Annotated in this window: 19 protein-coding genes and 1 pseudogene; 9 read left to right on the plus strand and 11 right to left on the minus strand. The window is 62.8% G+C overall.

Annotated elements, in window-relative coordinates:
* The 4 genes and pseudogenes from H8B02_RS36660 to H8B02_RS36675 all read left to right on the plus strand — a co-directional run.
* A partial coding sequence (locus H8B02_RS36660; protein ID WP_229170678.1) for a TolC family protein occupies window positions 1–701 on the plus strand: 701 nt, incomplete at its 5' end.
* 22 nt (window positions 702–723) lie between these two features.
* On the plus strand, window positions 724–978 hold the full coding sequence (locus H8B02_RS36665) for a hypothetical protein (protein ID WP_166204972.1): 255 nt from the start codon (window positions 724–726) through the stop codon (window positions 976–978).
* A 31-nt stretch (window positions 979–1,009) separates the two neighbouring features.
* Window positions 1,010–1,396 (plus strand): annotated as a pseudogene (locus H8B02_RS36670) (enoyl-CoA hydratase-related protein); the annotation flags it as partial.
* A 335-nt stretch (window positions 1,397–1,731) separates the two neighbouring features.
* Window positions 1,732–1,953 carry a hypothetical protein gene (locus H8B02_RS36675; protein ID WP_229170679.1) on the plus strand — a complete coding sequence of 74 codons (222 nt, stop codon included), beginning with the start codon at window positions 1,732–1,734 and terminating at the stop codon, window positions 1,951–1,953.
* Between the two features lie 357 nt (window positions 1,954–2,310).
* Here H8B02_RS36675 and H8B02_RS36680 read toward each other — a convergent pair whose 3' ends face one another.
* From H8B02_RS36680 to H8B02_RS36695, 4 genes are all read right to left on the minus strand, one after another.
* Window positions 2,311–2,580, minus strand: a complete 270-nt coding sequence (locus H8B02_RS36680) for a hypothetical protein (RefSeq protein WP_229170680.1) — start codon at window positions 2,578–2,580, stop codon at window positions 2,311–2,313.
* Between the two features lie 1,019 nt (window positions 2,581–3,599).
* Complete coding sequence (locus H8B02_RS36685) at window positions 3,600–4,481, minus strand: hypothetical protein (protein ID WP_229170681.1); 882 nt, start codon at window positions 4,479–4,481, stop codon at window positions 3,600–3,602.
* Between the two features lie 212 nt (window positions 4,482–4,693).
* The gene (locus tag H8B02_RS36690) at window positions 4,694–4,981 is read right to left on the minus strand and encodes a hypothetical protein (RefSeq protein WP_229170682.1); all 288 of its coding nucleotides are present in this window, start codon (window positions 4,979–4,981) and stop codon (window positions 4,694–4,696) included.
* Between the two features lie 152 nt (window positions 4,982–5,133).
* Window positions 5,134–5,373 (minus strand): hypothetical protein, encoded by a 240-nt coding sequence (locus H8B02_RS36695; protein ID WP_229170683.1) that lies wholly within the window; start codon window positions 5,371–5,373, stop codon window positions 5,134–5,136.
* Between the two features lie 363 nt (window positions 5,374–5,736).
* Here H8B02_RS36695 and H8B02_RS36700 point away from each other — a divergent pair, with 363 nt between their 5' ends.
* The gene (locus H8B02_RS36700; protein WP_229170684.1) at window positions 5,737–6,615 is read left to right on the plus strand and encodes a class I SAM-dependent methyltransferase; all 879 of its coding nucleotides are present in this window, start codon (window positions 5,737–5,739) and stop codon (window positions 6,613–6,615) included.
* A 46-nt stretch (window positions 6,616–6,661) separates the two neighbouring features.
* Here the strand turns inward: H8B02_RS36700 and H8B02_RS36705 are convergent, their stop codons facing one another.
* The 6 genes from H8B02_RS36705 to H8B02_RS36730 form a co-directional block, all read right to left on the minus strand.
* On the minus strand, window positions 6,662–7,963 hold the full coding sequence (locus H8B02_RS36705) for a hypothetical protein (RefSeq protein ID WP_229170685.1): 1,302 nt from the start codon (window positions 7,961–7,963) through the stop codon (window positions 6,662–6,664).
* Between the two features lie 166 nt (window positions 7,964–8,129).
* Window positions 8,130–8,321 (minus strand): hypothetical protein, encoded by a 192-nt coding sequence (locus tag H8B02_RS36710; protein WP_173642771.1) that lies wholly within the window; start codon window positions 8,319–8,321, stop codon window positions 8,130–8,132.
* A gap of 14 nt (window positions 8,322–8,335) precedes the next feature.
* Entirely contained in the window at window positions 8,336–8,536 is a 201-nt protein-coding gene (locus H8B02_RS36715) for a hypothetical protein (protein ID WP_050405629.1), read from the minus strand.
* A 98-nt stretch (window positions 8,537–8,634) separates the two neighbouring features.
* Entirely contained in the window at window positions 8,635–8,883 is a 249-nt protein-coding gene (locus tag H8B02_RS36720; protein WP_229170686.1) for a hypothetical protein, read from the minus strand.
* Window positions 8,884–8,935: 52 nt separating this feature from the next.
* On the minus strand, window positions 8,936–9,139 hold the full coding sequence (locus tag H8B02_RS36725; protein ID WP_229170687.1) for a hypothetical protein: 204 nt from the start codon (window positions 9,137–9,139) through the stop codon (window positions 8,936–8,938).
* 36 nt (window positions 9,140–9,175) lie between these two features.
* A complete protein-coding gene (locus tag H8B02_RS36730; protein WP_229170690.1) occupies window positions 9,176–9,550 on the minus strand; it encodes a hypothetical protein in 375 nt (124 codons plus the stop codon).
* Between H8B02_RS36730 and H8B02_RS48240 the strand changes: the two genes are divergently transcribed.
* Together H8B02_RS48240 and H8B02_RS36735 are read left to right on the plus strand one after the other, a co-directional pair.
* Complete coding sequence (locus H8B02_RS48240) at window positions 9,501–9,773, plus strand: hypothetical protein (RefSeq protein WP_283842298.1); 273 nt, start codon at window positions 9,501–9,503, stop codon at window positions 9,771–9,773. The two genes, H8B02_RS36730 and H8B02_RS48240, sit on opposite strands and share 50 nt — an antisense overlap.
* Window positions 9,668–10,351 carry a TRAP transporter substrate-binding protein gene (locus H8B02_RS36735; protein ID WP_312001505.1) on the plus strand — a complete coding sequence of 228 codons (684 nt, stop codon included), beginning with the start codon at window positions 9,668–9,670 and terminating at the stop codon, window positions 10,349–10,351. The genes H8B02_RS48240 and H8B02_RS36735 overlap by 106 nt, the downstream gene beginning before the upstream one ends.
* A 136-nt stretch (window positions 10,352–10,487) precedes the next feature.
* On the opposite strand, the gene H8B02_RS36740 is transcribed toward H8B02_RS36735, so the two are convergent.
* Window positions 10,488–12,317, minus strand: coding sequence for an FAD-dependent oxidoreductase (locus tag H8B02_RS36740; protein WP_229170688.1), 1,830 nt, complete (start codon window positions 12,315–12,317; stop codon window positions 10,488–10,490).
* Between the two features lie 161 nt (window positions 12,318–12,478).
* On the opposite strand from H8B02_RS36740, the gene H8B02_RS36745 reads away from it, so the two are divergent.
* Both H8B02_RS36745 and H8B02_RS36750 read left to right on the plus strand, forming a co-directional pair.
* Window positions 12,479–13,444: a LytTR family DNA-binding domain-containing protein gene (locus H8B02_RS36745; protein ID WP_229170689.1), complete on the plus strand. Its 966-nt coding sequence runs from the start codon at window positions 12,479–12,481 to the stop codon at window positions 13,442–13,444.
* 208 nt (window positions 13,445–13,652) lie between these two features.
* Window positions 13,653–14,145, plus strand: a 493-nt coding sequence (locus H8B02_RS36750; protein ID WP_376711759.1) for a pectate lyase-like adhesive domain-containing protein, incomplete at its 3' end; no start/stop codon positions are given.

Genomic DNA, 14,145 nt, shown 5'->3' on the forward strand with positions numbered 1-14,145 from the left:
CCCCGGTCGACCGGCTGTCGCCGGTCTCGATGGCGGCGGCGGTCGAGGCCGCCGATCACGAACATCCCGCGGTGCTCGGCGCCGGCTACGACGTCGACGTCGCCCAGACGACGATCAAGGTGGCCGAGAGCACGCTGCTGCCGACCGTGGCGGTCCAGGCGAACGCCAGCCGGTCCCTGCAGTCGGATTCGACGCTCAGCACGTCCGCCACCGACCAGGCCTCTGTGCTCGGCCAGATCAACGTGCCGATCTATGATGGCGGCACGGCGGCGTCGCAGACACGGCAAGCCAAGGAAGTCACCTCACAGAGCCGCATGGTGCTCGAGCAGGTGCGCAACCAGTCGCGCACCGCTGTGGTCAGCGCCTGGGTGTCGAATGAAGGCACCAAGGTGGCGCTGTCGGCGGCGGAGTCGGAGATGCACGCGGCCGATGTTGCGCTGCAAGGCGTCAAACGCGAAGCGCAGGGCGGCCAGCGCACGACCATCGACGTGCTCAATGCGCAGCAGGACCTGACCAACGCCCGCTCGCGTCAGATCCTGGCGCAGCGTGACCGGGTCATCGCGTCCTACACCCTGCTCAGCGCGGTCGGTCGGCTCGACGTCCATAACCTTGGGCTCAACACGCCCGACTACCTGCCCGAGGTTCACTACCACCAGGTTCGCGACGCCTGGCATGGCGTCCGCACCCCGTCGGGACAATAGGGATCAATCAGGAGATCGCGTCATGGATCAGGTCGCTGCTCTCAGGCTCTTCACCATCACGATGGCGTTGGCGGCGCTGCTGGTCGCACCGGCCTTGTCGCAACAATTTCATTCCAAGCCGCCGGGATCGGGCTATCCTGTCGAGAACAAGCCCAAGGTTGACGAAAAGGCCTACAAGGCGGCGCTCGATCGCATCCCCGTTCCCGACAAGGCCTACGATCCCTGGGGCGGTGCGCACGCGGCGGAGGCGCCGCGCAGCGGCAAGAAGCCGAACTGAGCCCTGATGTCGCAAGGGAGCCCGGCCGACCATGAGCGAGCATGTCATCGTCAAAGACGAGGAGATGGTGCGCATCATCACGATGCGGCGCCCGGAGAAGAAGAACACGCTGACCCAGGACATGTATCGGGCGATGAGCGATGCGATCGAGACCGCGCAGCGCGATCCGGCGATCAGTTGCCTGATCCTGACCGGGCGGTCCGGTGTGTTCACAGCCGGCAACGATATCGGCGACTATCTGCAGGCCGCGACCGCGACGCACGAGATCGCCCGGCCGCCGCCGGGACACGCAGTCGTCGAGGCGCAGAAGGTCGCGCGTGAAATCTGCGCATTGCCGGTGGAGGCCGTCGCGGCGTCCCGAAGGCTGCTCAAGCTGCCGACCGAGGATCTGGTTCGCCGGATCGGCGAGGAGGACCGCTAATTCGGCGAACACATGCGCTCGCCGGAGGCGATCGCCGCCTTCCAGCGGTTCTTCGCGCGCAAGAAGACCTGAGCCGCTCCTCGCCGGCGCGAACGACTGCCATCGCTTTGCCCGCTCGTGATCTGCGTTGCACTGCAACGCGCCGGCAAAATCGATTGCTTTTTTCTTGATCGAGACGGCCGGCCGTCCAAATTGTCGGCATCTGATGATTATTGTTGCGATCGATCCGGACTGAGGTCAGCATCGCATCATTGCCAACAAGACGCCGAGCAGAGGCGTCGATCGGAAACGCCTGCGCCTGTTCGGTTGAATTCGAACCCAAGGAGGGTGCGATGCTGAAATCTCTTGCCACCCTGATCGGTGCCCTTGTCATTGCGGCGCTGCTTACTCCAGCCGCCTGGGCCGGCGCATCCGCGAGCGCGCCATCGAAATACGCCCAGGTCAGGCAGCCGGCGGCGAGCACGCATTTCGTTCGCCAGGCCAAGCGGATCAATGCCCCGGACACCGACATTTCGGCATCGACAAAGCGTTCTCTTCCCAGAACCCGTCGTTAGACAGTTCTTTCTCGGTCTCACCGTTGGTGGCGGCAACACTCGGGTTGATGTGGCGAGCGGGCCCCAGGGAACCTTGGTATTGGTTACCCACGCCACTTTTGGCTCGGTGAGGAGCGCGTCGAAGTCGACGCCGAGTTAGACCAAGCCGACCACGAGCCCAGCCTTGGCAGCCTAGAGCGGCATCCCTCCCGGCTCGACAGCGATTGCCCAATTTGCCCTCTATAAAAAAGGGCAGCCCATCCGGCTTGTTGTCCGAAGCCTCCGTCGGCAGGCGCCTGTCGGCGAAGTTCACCGACCTCCTGGGTGCGTAACGGCGTGATCGTCGGTCGGCATTGCCGGGCCTCCGTGGTTCAGGTTTCAGGTTTCGATATTCAGGCCGCGGCGTGCTTCTCGATCCGGGCCAACAACTCGTACAGGCGGCGCTAGATCGGTATCAACATGCAGATGCTGCATCAGACCGCGTTCGACCAGGGCACGAACGGCATCGAGATCGAGGTCGCCGCCACGCTTGAGCCAGCGTTCCAGCACCTTTGTCGCCAGCACCGCCTCACGGTCACCAGCGCAGGCCCGACGCAGCGCCTTGCGGTCGTTGTAATCGCGCTCGGCGGTTGCGAGATCATGAGCCACGGCACCGACCGGCCGAGGAAATCGCCGCGCAACTTGGCGGACGGCCACAGTCTGGCAGGCGTTCGGCGTCATCGTCAGTCGACCGCATGTGAGCCTCACTGTCAGCCGCACTGATCACAGTGAGCGGAATCACCCCCGGAAGAGGGGCGCCGCAACGATGCAAAGTAAGCTCCAGTCAAGCCATTGATTTCGCGCCAATTAGGCAAGCATGTCTTGTTCGCGCGGAAAAAGGTTCCCAATTTGGGCAGGTTCCGCATAGCCACCGGATCGCTTGCGGAGGCGCTGCAGCGGCCATTCGGCCGGCCAGTCCCGCGCAACATCGGCCGAAATCGCGCCGCGCTGGGCGAGCCGCGCTGCAACGGTAGAGGTCCGAAACGACAATGCCCCTTGGCGGGAACCAGGACACCTTCCGGTCCGTTAGAGCAGTCGATCCCTAATCAACGGGAGGGCGAGTTTTCGATGTGGTTGGATCACGGTCGCTTAGACGGCGTGGAGATCGCATTCGCCAGCGCTACTGCGGTGTCGTTCCTCGCGTTTCTTGCGAGCGGGGCGTGGCTATTTTTTGGGTGACATCCGTGTTGGTTTAGGACCGGGCGCTGCGGATACTGGTTATCGCCACGTTCGATGCTGATCCTGCCGACAGCATTTGGACGACCCACTCGAAACGGTCTCAGCGCGTCCCCTCTCGCTGGGGCCGTTTTCATTTCGGGAACAAGTGGCAATCCGCGAAGTTAGCTGACAAATGTGGCGTGGGGCAAACTCCCGCTCAGGAGTTTTCCGGGTCACTCAAAAGTTTGGTCATGCGGACCTCCTCTTTCGTGAGCCGATCAAATGCATCGGACATGTGAATAACCGTGAATCTGATGGGACATTCGCCAGCAACCGCATGTTACGCTTGGTGAGATCGAGGCCGTGGGGACATAAGGGACGCTTCGCTCGGCGGGCGCTTGTGGCGCTGCCGCCCATGTCCAACGGAACGGCACTGTGATTGTGGTGACAGTCGTGGTGAGCGCGCCGCCTCAAGCGAGCGCGCGTGCTCTATGCTGCTTGCCGCCACTCGCTGATGACGTTGCCGCCAGTCGCGACCTGAATGCCGGTGATGCCGACAGTCTCAGGTTGATGCCGCCTATGAGGGTGGTCGGCGCGGTGGCCTGCACCACCGGCTGCCGCGGCAATGTTCCGGCCTTCTTGTGCCGAAAGTAGGTGGCCCGCTTCATGCCGAGCGCGGCCCACGGCGTGAGACTCAACGGTGAGACTTTAATTGCGTCACCATACATACAAGAGAAGATTGCAGGTGACGGGGTTTTAGTCTCACCCGGACTCTCAGTCTTAGCCCTCTTCAGGTTCCGATAGTAGGTTGCCTTGGATGAGGCACCCGCAACTTTCCACGCCGGTGCGTCTTTCGCTGGACGTCCAGCCTTGCGGCCGCTGCTGTTCTCGGCCCGCACGTCGCGCTTGTGCGCGGCCTTCTTCGCCTTCCGGCGCTTGACCAGATATTCCTGGGTCACGTCGACGGGGCGGATGTTCCATAGACTGAGACGCGATCTGTCGGCATCGGTGACGCCGAGCGCGCAGCCTATTCCGGCCGGGCCATAATGCAGTGGCTTGCCGTACACCTTGTCGATCAGCACGCTGGTCTCGGGCTCGCTGAGCCACGGCGCCATGGCCTTGATGCGCCGCCTTAGCTTCGGCTCGTCGGCGCCGGCATTGACTGCTACATGGCAGGCGACGAACAGGTGGTCGCGGCCGATTTTGTTGTCTGGTAGGTGCGGCCGGTGACGATCGACCAGAAACCGGCGGACCTGAGTGTTGAGGAAGTTTGCAACCTTCGCCTTGCCTCTGCCGTAGCGGCGGGCGAGCTTGGCGGCCTTGGTCTTGTCGGTGTCGTCGGTGGCGTTCATCGTCGCCACCTCAGTTCACTGCGGTTGCGAGCACGGCGCTTTTTCGTCGGCTCGGCCTCTCTGAGCATTGACGCCGTTCGACTCCGGCACTACATGCAAAACAGCTCATTGGGGCATTTCTTTCTGTGTGTCCTGGTGGTGCTTTGATCTTGGCGGATCATTCGGAATGCAGCCCCCGCGTTACTAGCGCGGGGGTTTCGTTTTTTAGATGGTCATGATGTGGGGATTTTCGAGTCCTTGCGTTTCACCGTGACATAGGGACTCGTCGTCTCGACGATGTAGGACCGCCAGATGCGCTCCGGAACACTCGCCCGCATTGCCTTGCTGTCGATCTTCGCGCTGGTGTGGGTCTGGACCGTCACCTCGAACTGATCACCGATCAGTGGCAACGCGCCGGTGATGAAACCTTGGCGCAGCAACTCTTCCTCGGCCTTCAGCGCGGCGATCTGCGCGCGTAGCTCGGCAAGCCGATCGGCCGGATGGCGGTTGGTGCCGGTCATGGCACGATTGCGGTCCCGAATCGCCATGACACTTTCGGCGTTTTCGGATGGCGCGCGGCGGGCTGAATCTGTCATGGGCGATTGATTCCGTTGACGATTTTTCGGCCTGTCACGGCGGAGGCCGCGGGTTCGAGTCCCGTCTCTCGCGCCATTTATTTCAATGACTTAGCAGAAATGTCGGTTCCCAAGAGCATCTCTTGGGAGGTCGCCGGAATGCGTTTTTGTCCCTCGGGCAGGTCCGTCCTGATGAGCTGGCCGTGGTCAAAACGGCGGGTGCTCCCGACGTTTGCCGGGCTGCAAGTCTCGCGCACCTTCTCGTTGTGATCGACCACGTTTGCCATCTTGTCGAACCTCCCCACCGCGCCGCCGCCGTCACCCTCGACAACGGCCATCAACTGGTTCCCGCGCCTGCGCGTGTGTCATCCGATGTGACCACATTGCGGTCGACATTGCTGACACGGGCTCTGCGACGGCATGCGTCGGCTTCGTCTTCAGCGTCTTGTCGCTGGCGGCGCGACGGCAGCTGACGGAACAGATCCATGTTCTGCGGTTGAGGTCTCTCGCTATCACTCCTGGTGACGGCGATCACTCGTCCATGGCGTCGGAACGACATCGGCAGTTCCACGACCTTGCGGAACTCGCACGCTCTCGATGGGTCTTAAAGTTGCCGGAGTAAGCGAAGACAGTTCAGGACATTCAAACGACGCGAGCGTGGGCGAGGGCTGATCAAGCGAACCTAACACGGAGGCGTGCTGATGAACTGGAGTTCGTGGCTGAACGAATACTACAACGACGAACTGGAAAGAGCTGACGCTGCCTGCCGAAGGGGAGAGTCCGTATACGACGCACTCAAATGGATCGACGATCCGTATCTGTGGAACGTGCTGCTCTGGAAGGAATATGATGGCTTCAAGGCCATCAAGGCCGCCATTCCCGATCCGCCTGACGCCGGGACCCAGAAAAACTGGAGCGGTCGTTCCGGGATGGAGCTCGGCGCCGCCGTCATCGAAACCTATCGCTTGTTGCACGATAAGCTCAGGCGTCATCTGGATAAGCCGTTCGATGAATGCGCGGTGCTGGACTATGGCTGCGGCTGGGGCAGTGTGCTCCGGTACTTCATGAAGGATGTGCCGCTGCGCAATCTGCATGGGTGTGATCCGCACAAGGGCATCATCCAGGTCGCGCAACGCTCCAACCCGCACGCCGATATCGTGTTGTCGGACAGCCTGCCGAGACGTCTGCCGTTCAATCAGAGATTCGATGTCGCATACGCGCTATCGATCTGGACGCACCTCTCGCCTGCCGCAAGCGAGACGTGCCTGGCCGCGGTTCACGATTCGCTGGAGAATCGTGGTCTGTTTCTTCTGACCATTCGGCCGCCGGCATACGCATTCTATGAGCCGATTTCCAAATTGCCCGGCTGGGATCAGCAAAAGATCGCCGAGACTGTGGCGCGGGACGGATTCTACTTCTATCCGCAAAGCTATCCGGTCGATGGCGAAATGACCTACGGCGAGACGATCATCAGCAAGCGGTACATCGAGACGCACTGGACCGACCGGTTTGATCTCGTTGACGTCGGCATGAACGGGATCTCTCCGTATCAGAGCATTATTGTTCTCCGAAAGAAGTGAGGCCATAGGGGCGTTTTGGCGTCGCTTGGTCGCGGCTGTCGATCGCTCAGGCCGCGACACCGACCGCATAAACGGGCCGCGTTGACTGTTGCTGATGCTGCGAAGCTTCCGCTCGCCATTCGGGCGTCAGCCACCACAGCAGGAACAGCATCGCGATCCCGTTCGACATCAGGCTTGTCGTGAGCGGCACGTTCATGATGGCCTGAACGGCGATGCCTGAGGACACCGCGATGAAGCGCGGCGGCAGGTGCCGCGAGACCATCGACCCCACCGACAGGATCAGGCCGCATACGAGTGCCGAAACCGGCGTGAGCGCAAGACCGACCGACGCGATGCCCTCGGTGGCGAGGAAGGAGGCGTTGAAATTGCCGTCCCGATAGATCGCTCCGAGCGCCGGGCCGAGCTCACCATACGGGCAGGCGGTCACCTGTCGCACGATCGAGATCTGGCAGAAGCGGGTCAGGTCACGGTGCGCGAAGAAGTCGGCATATTGATCAAGGGCGAGCGACGGGATTGCGAGGAAGCGCAGATTGATGGCGCTGAACACGACATAGTCCCTGTCGGCGCCGAGCACGGCGAACGCCGTGAGCCCAATGATCATCGGAATGAGGAATGCGAGCACCGTGGCCAGCCGCGGGGTGAAACGGCCGAACAGCCAGAACAGAAACGGCAGCCAGATCGGCAACAGCAGCACGGTCTTGTTGTTGACGACCGGATAGAAGCAAAGCGCAAACAGCAACACGCAAGCGGCCTGCACCCATTGCCTGCGCGACGCGAACTGCGCGAACAGATAAGGCAGGACCGCGCCGATCATGATCCCGGTGAGATAATTCAACAGCGCCGGCCGCGTGACGGCGTTGCGGGCTGCGCCATAGGGGTTGCCGAGATTGGCGCCGTACGAGATGTCGGCGACCAGCACGGCGAAGGACGACGCCAGCAGCAGCAGCGCAATGCGTTCGATCGCCGTTTCGGACAGGCCGGGCCGCCAAACCGGCATATTCTGGAACATCAGCGGGATCATCGCGGCGGCCAGCGCGGCGATGATGGCCCAGCGGGCGATGGCATGCGGATAATCGAACGCGCTGAAGAAGCTGAGCCAGACGAAGCCGAACACCGCTGAGAGCAGCGAGAAGCTCACCAGATAACCGAAGCTGAAGCGGCCCGCGACGAACGCCGGGATGAAGACGGCCATGACGGCGGTGCCGAGGATGGCCTCGGCAGTGATGCCGGAGCGCCAGACATGCATCGCCGGGAACGCGTGCCCGCACGCGATCATCGAGGCGGTGCTGAGGACGAGGAACCCAGGGATTGTGACCCCGACAGTCAGGTCGTCGCGCGTCAATTGCATCGGCCCCGTTCGAATCGAAAGCTGTGCGACAGCTAGCCGATCGACCTCGGGCTAATCAAGTCAGGCAAGGTTAAGCGACGTCTCGGCCTGTATTGTTATGTTTCCGCGGGGCGATCTGTCACCGCGGCGCCGCATTGAATTCACAAACCGCAACCCGCCACCTTGATCAGGCAAAGAATGCGGCGACCGCGTTGAGGTCGGATTGTCCCGGGGCGTCGCCACGCAAATTCGCGTCGATGATGCGGCGACAAGCGTCAACCGTGTGGGTATCGCCCAATTCGTTGGCGGCCTCGAGGATCGACCAGACCGTGTCCAGGGGAATGTCGCTCTGCATGGTCGCGTTCGGGTCTGACAGCATCGGCGGCGCCGGGGTTAGAATTCGAACAGGTCGCGGCCGCGCCGCGCCAGGGTGTGCAGGTCCGCCACGGTGCCGCGCACGGCGTTGCAGCGGCGGCATTCGATAATGGTGTCGCCGGATGCGTGCGCGGGATCGGCGACCTTGATCGCCAGGCTGCCGCAATCCGTGCAGATGATCTTGAAGCCGGTCGAAATTACTTGCTGCTGCAAATTCATTATGGGCCTGCGCCTCTGTTGATGCCGACCTTAATGGAACAATTTTTAAAACCGGGTCGCGGAGCGGATTGCAATCGAACGACCGCGTTAGGAGGCGGTTAAGATTTCGCCGCGGCTGCGCGGTCGCGCGTCAGCCAGACCGCGCATGTAACAACGAGCAGCGGATTGCGGCGCAGGATCGAGAACAAGCTCAGATAGAACGGTCGTCCTTGATCAGGGTGTCGTCGAGATCGAGCACCAGCGGCAGCGATCTCGCGCGCCCCGCTCTCGGTGGTCCTGCAATCGCCGTAGCCGAACCTGGCGAAGGCCACACCGCCCTGATCAGAGCGCGAGACGATCAGGCCCAACAAAAAAGCCGCCCGAAGGCGGCGCCTTTGTCTGCCGAAGCCTGAATACTTTTTAGCGGACCGTCGAGGTGCCCGAGGAGGTGATCGCGACAGGCTTGCCGGCCTTGATGACCTGGTTGGTCTGGGCGGTCTGGGTGAAATCCGCGTTGTTCCGGGCCGAAATACCGAGAGCCGCAACTCCGATGGCCGCAACGAGGGCAACAACCACAATCTTGAGGTGGGTCGCGCGATCGGCTGAATGGATCGAGTGGTTCATGGTCGCCTCCGGGCGTCTATGCGCCGTCTGTGGCAGCTACTGGTAAGCGCCATCTGTTTCCGGATCGTTTCGTGAGTTCCCGGAAATGGTTTCGTGCCACGGGCGGATTGGTTTCACCGTGCCTTGCGTCACAGAAAGAGAGGGCTGAAACTGGCTATGGGCGCGGACTGCGCCTGGGAGAAAAACAATAATGAAAACAAGGAATATGACCCGCCGGCGGGTTTTGGGAACCGGCTCCGTGGCAGTTGCCGCCGCGATGTTTGGTAAGCCGTCTCTTGCCGCGGCAGAGTTCGACTTCAAGCTCGGCGTCAACACTCCGGAAACCCATCCGCTAACAATCCGGCTGGCCGAGGCGGCCAAGCTGGTCGGCACGCAGTCGTCCGGCCGGGTCAACATCACGGTGTTCGCCAACAGCCAGCTCGGCGGTGATCCGGAGATGCTGTCGCAGGTCCGCGCCGGCGGTATCGAGCTATTGGCGGCACCGAGCAGACCTTGTCGACGCTGGTGCCGTTGTCGGGCCTGCCCAGTATCGGTTTCGCGTTCCAATCCTACGATCAGGTCTGGGCGGCGATGGATGGCGGCGTCGGCGGCATCGTCCGCGATGCGATCGCCAGGACCGGCGTCGTGCCGCTGAAGAAGGTCTGGGACAACGGCTTCCGCCAGATCACCTCGTCGTCGAGCCGGCAGCTCAACAGCGTCGACGATCTCAAGGGTTTCAAAATTCGCGTGCCGGTGACGGCATTGCTGACGTTGCTGTTCTCAGGACTCGGCGCGCTGCCGTCGAGCATCTCCTACAGCGAGCTCTATTCGGCGCTGCAGACCCACATCGTCGAAGGGCAGGAGAATCCGCTGGCACAGGTCTCGACCGGAAAGCTGTACGAGGTGCAGAAATACTGCGCCCTGTCGAACCATTGCTGGAGCGGCTACTGGATCCTCGGCAACCGCCGCGCGATGGCGGGCCTGCCGCCCGATCTGCTCGAGCTCATCAATGCGGCGTTCGACGCAGCGGCGGTGAAGGAGCGCGCCAATCTGGTCGAGATGGACCGCTCGTTGCAGGCCGAGCTGACCGAGAAGGGCATGACCTTCAACAAGCCAGATCCCGTGCAGTTCAGGGCAGCCTTGGTAGAAGCCGGTTTCTACACGCAGTGGCAGAAGACCTATGGCGCGGACGCCTGGGCGGCGCTGGAGAAATACACCGGCAAGCTGACCTGACGGTGTGAGCGCGGCGATCTCCGGCGTCGCGCTCCACTTACCCCTCTCGCGCGCGAACTCCCTTCGCGACGTTCAAATGAACCGGAGCGAGGCTTCCGGTCGACCTGCAAATCGTCGACGGTTCACATCGGCACGCTCATGGACGCGTCGCCAGCCGCGTAAATCCGTCGTCGCTCCAGTCGTCGCTGCCGACGCCGTGGCGCACGAAGAACAGGCCGGCCGGATCGTACTTCTGCTTGATCTCCAGAAGCCGCTTGTAGTTCGAGCCCCAATAGGCCTGCTGCCACTTCGGTTCGAAGAAGCTGCTTTCCGCAAGATAGGCGCCGCCGTCCGGCGCCACCTTTCTGAGTTCGCCGACCGCCTTCGCGATCCCTGCGGCATTCTTGCGCGCATCGGCCAGGTCAGGCTCGTGGCCCCTGAGGCCGGAATAGGCTGGCGGGCCCTCGCTCGCGATGATGGCGAGCACGAAGGCGTCGATCACGGCGGGGTTCGTGGCGGTTTCCCTTGCGGAGGCGATCGCGGCTTCAGATCCGCCGGCCAGCCCTTTCTGGAAGTGCAATTCGACCGTCGCATGCTCGGCGGCCGCCAGCAGGGCTTCGACAAGCCGCGGACGCTCCACGCCGCTCAGCAGCGATGCCGGAAGCCAGAGCGATTCAAAACCGTGGATGAAGTGTCCGGCTTCGCTCAGATTGGCGGCCCAGAACACGTTCTCCGCCGGAGCGCCCGGACGATCGTCGGAGAGGATCGCCTGCGGAGCGCGCTGTCGGATGTAGGCGGCGTCCCAGCGGTGCGCTGCCGGACCGGTGCGGATCGACGGCGGACGGGTGAAGGTGAATTCAGCCTCGGCCGCGGTGACGAAGAGAATGAATGGCTGCCACAGTTCGTCGGCCTGCTGCCTGTCAAGGCCCAGGAACGACAGCTGGACGTCGAGCGTATTGCCGGGCTTGATGTTGACGATCTCGCCCCAGTGGCGGTTATGCAGGCGGTCGGCGTAGAGATCCACGAATGCGCTCACGAGGCGGCGGAATGACGCCTGAGACGCCGCTTTGATCGTCATGGAGGCAAAGCCGAAGACGTCAGGCAGTTCATGGGTGCGCAACGTCAGGCGGGTGACGACGCCGAAGGTGCCGCCGCCGCCGCCGCGCAAGGCCCAGAACAGGTCCGGGTTGCTGCGGGCATTTGCGATCCGCACGAGGCCGTCCGCGGTGACGATCTCGGCTTCCAGCAGGCTCGCCGCGGCGGTGCCGTAGTTCTTCGAGTAGCTGCCGAAGCCGCCGCCTTGCACAAGTCCCGCTACGCCGACGGTTCCACAGCCGCCACCCTGGACATAGCGGCCACCTCGGGTCGTCACCTCATTATAGACATGCATCCAGATCGCGCCGGCGCCGATGGTGACGGCCGGCTGTGGCGGATCCAGACAGCCTTGCGGGACGAAGCTGTCGTGCAGCGTGATGTCGTACATCGCGCGGGTCCAGATCATCAGCGAGTCGGGCGCACTCGATGTGCCGAGATAAGAGTGGCCGCCGCCCCTGACGACCAGCCGCAGATTGTTGTCACGTGCGAAATTGACGGCGGCAACGACGTCACCTGTCGTGCGCGCCGCGACGGCGTAGACACTTGGCTGGGACGCCCATGCATCGAGATAGCCCGTGGTCTGGGTCAGCGCCGGGTCGTCGCCGACGTAGTAGGGGTTCTTCAGCCCCTTGAACACATCGCGGCACGCCGGACCTGAGGGGCTGTCCTGACAGGCCGCCAGCGGCGACTTCACCGCAATGAGGTGGCCGTCGGTTTGCTCATTCAGTCGGTTCCAGCTGGCGGCCGACGGCCACTGCGGGTCCGAGGGACGCGTTCGCCGAAACAATTGCGACAAGTTGCTCGCACCCTGCGCAGGGGCTACCGGCCCTGGTGCGATCCAGCGCGCCATCGGCGTCAGGGCGGCGCCGATCAGGAGTTCGCGACGATTCATCGGCCGGTCACCTGTCCGTGAGTAGAGCGAATTTCACGTTGCGGGACGCCGCTCGCCTGCCCGTGGTAAAGACTCGATTGCGTGACGGATCGCAATTGGGCCCCGGACCTCGCCGCCGGGGCAGGTGACCTGACGAGCTGCAGCATTTAATCCATCCCGACATGTCCACGACGCAGCCAGAGAATTCCATTGAACGCGGCATCGATCGGCGCGTCGAGCGGGGTTGGGATGAGCAAGCGGATTTCGGGGACGAAAACCGCAGCGATGTGACGGCGATCCGACCGGGCGGGGCGAAGCGCGGCTCGATGCTCGCCTATGGTTGGGTGGCGCTGCTGATCGTGGCGAGCGGCGTGGTCAACGTCTTCTCCTCCGTGAGCGAATTCAAACTGTCCGCGGGGTTCGCGCCATTGCGGATGCCCGTGCTGCTCGAGGTGACGAGCGCCATTGCCTGGATCCTGTTTCTGCCGCTGCTGCGAAGCGGCATCACCCAATTGCGTGTTGGTTGCGGCCGAGTGATCGCCGCCACATGGGCGGTGGCGGCGACGCTGCTTTACGCGTTCGCGCACCTCGTCACCATGGTCGGGCTGCGCAAGCTGCTGCTGGCCGACGGCTATTCCTTTCACTGGGCAACGGCGTTTCCGCACGAACTCCAGAAGGACGTCGTCTCGTCGCTGATGGTGGCCGTGGTGATCTGGCTGATGGACCGCAAGGTGTTGGCGATGCCCGTAACACCAGCCCCACCGGCCGAGGCGCTCGTACTGCCGTTGGCCGGACCGTTCGTCGACGCCGCCAATCCCGGTCTGTGGCTGCGGGACGGTGCCACGAGCTTTCGGGTCGATCCCCGCGATATCGTGGCCGTGACGTCTGCGGGCAATTATGTCGAGTTTGTCATCCCCAACGGACGTCGCCTGATCCGCGGCACGCTCGCGCGGGAGGAGGACCGGCTCAGGCCGTTCGGCCTTGTCCGCGTGCATCGCGCGCGGCTGGTGAATCTGGCGCGGGTCGTGGCAGTCGAGCATCGTCCGGCAGGGGACTTCGTCCTGCGGATGGACAATGGCGAGACAATCGCGGGTAGCAAGCGCTATCGGAATGTCGTGGCGAGCTTCACCGAAAATACCAACAGGTAGGTCCCAGGGGACCCCGCGCCGACGAGGCCCATTGTTCTGCCGCTGACGTGGCGGGATGAAGTGGGGCCTCGCCTTGTGGCAAAGAAGGCACATCGTCGCGCTTTCGGTTCCAATTTGGCTTTTTGTCATGCGGCAGGATGTCTCAGGGGATACAACCTCACGCTGAGATTTTCAGTGGCCGCCTATGCGCGGCCCGAGTTGGAATGCCATGCACGTGTCCGTTTTTGAACGCTTTCGTTTCCCCTGTTTGCAACGGGTAGCCGTAACTCTTGCTCTGCTCGTCGGATTCGGGAACGGCGCACATGCCCAAACAGTGCTGAACGCCAGCGACGGAGCGAGCCTCGTCGCTGCGCTGGCGACAATCGATAACAATCCGGGCACCAGCTATACCCTCAACATCACGAACAACATCACGCTGACCGGCGCGACCACGCTGCCGGTAATCAATTCGAGCAGCAAGGTCACGATCAACGGCGGCAACTTCACGCTCGACGGCGGCGGCGTGCAGCGCGGATTCTTCGTCTATTCGGGCACCGTCGCGGTCAACAACCTGACGATCCAGAATGCAGTGGCCAAGGGCGGCAATGGTGGCGGCGGGCTCGATGGCGGCGGCGGCGGCGGTATGGGCGCCGGCGGCGCGTTGTTTGTTGCGAGCGGCGCCAACGTTACGGTGAGCAATGTTTCGCTCGCCAGCAACCAAG

Source organism: Bradyrhizobium altum, assembly GCF_020889705.1.
Classification (GTDB): domain Bacteria; phylum Pseudomonadota; class Alphaproteobacteria; order Rhizobiales; family Xanthobacteraceae; genus Bradyrhizobium; species Bradyrhizobium altum.